Annotated in this window: 1 protein-coding gene and 2 pseudogenes; 1 reads left to right on the top strand and 2 read right to left on the bottom strand. The window is 55.5% G+C overall.

The window, feature by feature from the left end; all coding sequences use genetic code 11:
• Nucleotides 1–118: 118 nt before the first annotated feature.
• Nucleotides 119–303 (top strand): annotated as a pseudogene (locus AB3X86_RS38095) (hypothetical protein); the annotation flags it as partial.
• A 102-nt stretch (nt 304–405) separates the two neighbouring features.
• Here AB3X86_RS38095 and AB3X86_RS38090 read toward each other — a convergent pair.
• A complete protein-coding gene (locus AB3X86_RS38090) occupies nt 406–837 on the bottom strand; it encodes a DUF3757 domain-containing protein (protein ID WP_368599882.1) in 432 nt (143 codons plus the stop codon).
• Nucleotides 838–1,028: 191 nt separating this feature from the next.
• Nucleotides 1,029–1,607, bottom strand: a pseudogene (locus tag AB3X86_RS38085) (IS5 family transposase); the annotation flags it as partial.
• Between the last annotated feature and the right edge of the window lie 131 nt (nt 1,608–1,738).

Here is a 1,738-nt window from a genome sequence, read left to right as displayed (position 1 = left end):
CATCAAGGTCAGGTACGGAGCGGCGAAGTACCACTCTTCATCCGATACATCCGTTGGGTAAGGCCTGCGTTTTTTCATTCCGCCAGGATACCAGGTCCGACATAAAGTGCCTAACACCCTCTAAGCGCTGCCCGCACCGGAGGTCGAATATCTGGCGAACAGGCAAGGCGTCTACGCCGTAGGAACTCGGTGTGAAATTATTCGACGGCGAAAGCGGTAGTGCCGGAACTCGCTCGCGTAAAGCATGTATTCGTCAAAGCGTCGGCAGAAGTGAACAACCGCACTGAAAACAGTCATCTGCCCCCCGCCGGCGCGGGCGCCAGGTTTCCGCGATTCACGCGTCGAAGTCTCTGCAATCTGCCAACAGGCCTCACTCGAAGCCTTCCTTAAGATTCCACAGATTGTTCACGGCCGTCGGACAACATCGAAGCTACAATCCAACGCGGACTGCGCAGTGCATTCATAGTAGCTAGGACCGTAAGGATCATGTTTCTGACGCCACGTGCTTACGTCCACCGATAAGTCCGGTTCTGGACGCCTCGGCAAGAATTCTAAATCTGCGTAGTCGCCGTCACCAAGCTCGTATGAGCAGCTCACTGCCGCTCGCGATCCACCATCCATCGCTGGATGGAATTTGGCAGAGCTAAATTTAGTGATGCCACCGTCATCGTCCAGCCCAATGCCCAACCATGTACCCTCACCATCGCTAGTCATTGCCATGTACGTGTCCCCGTTTTTTTCGATTGCGGTGACACTCGGGCAGCTTTCGGCCGTGTCAGCCAACACATGACACGATGCGCCAAGCGCGAGCGTAAAAACAAAAATACCTTTCTTCATCGGTTAAATCCTTCATATTGCACAACGGTCTGCTAATCTAAGGAAGGTCTGCACAACTCGTTTTCAGAGAGTTGGCCGTTTGCCACTTGCGTCGTATCAGCCATGAGAGTCTGCTGGCAGGTTGGTCGTCTAGCTTTTGAAGCGTGACGACCACTGTTTGCCGAGATTCGCGGCCTGAATCTGCGAGCGTTTCAAGGGTTCCACAAAGCCTTGCGTGCCATCCACAGGTTGCCCAGAGCAAATAGTGTCGTGATCTGGGCGGTGTTCTTCATCAACCCTCGGTACCGGCTCTTTGTATAGCCAAACTGCTGTTTGAGGGCGCGGAACGGATGTTCAACCTTGGCGCGGATGCCGGCCTTCAGGCGTTCAATCTGATCGAATATCGCGTCCAGCCGATCGGTTAGGTCCAGTTGTCTGCGCCTGCCTGGTCGCATCGCGACATTCCAGCGAACCGCGCTTACCTAGCAGCGCTTTTCGATACCCTGATATCCGGCGTCAGCGTACACATCCATTTCCTGGCCGTGCAACAGCGCTTCGGCCGCATTGATGTCGTGAACGTTGGCGGCTGTGCCGATGACCGTGTGGACCAGGCCCGACTTTGCGTCCACGCCGACGTGCGCTTTCATCCCGAAGTATCATCGATTTCCCTTCTTCGTCTGGTGCATTTCCGGGTCCCGTGTACCAGAGCCGTTCTTCGTCGAAGTGGGTTCGGAAATCAAGGTAGCGTCGACCGCCGACCCCACCTTCAGCATCAAGCCTTTCTCGCTCAGGATCTTGAGCCGCCCCGGGTTTTCCGGAGACCGTTTTGCTTGCGTCATGCCACAGTGACAGACTCAGCGAGATTTGCATAGTAAGCGGCTTCTGCCTCGGCAGGTGGAATGTTGCCGATGGGGCCGAAGAG

The organism is Paraburkholderia sp. BR14374, from assembly GCF_040948685.1.
Classification (GTDB): Bacteria; Pseudomonadota; Gammaproteobacteria; order Burkholderiales; family Burkholderiaceae; genus Paraburkholderia; species Paraburkholderia youngii.
This window is presented reverse-complemented; position numbering and strand designations above follow the sequence as displayed.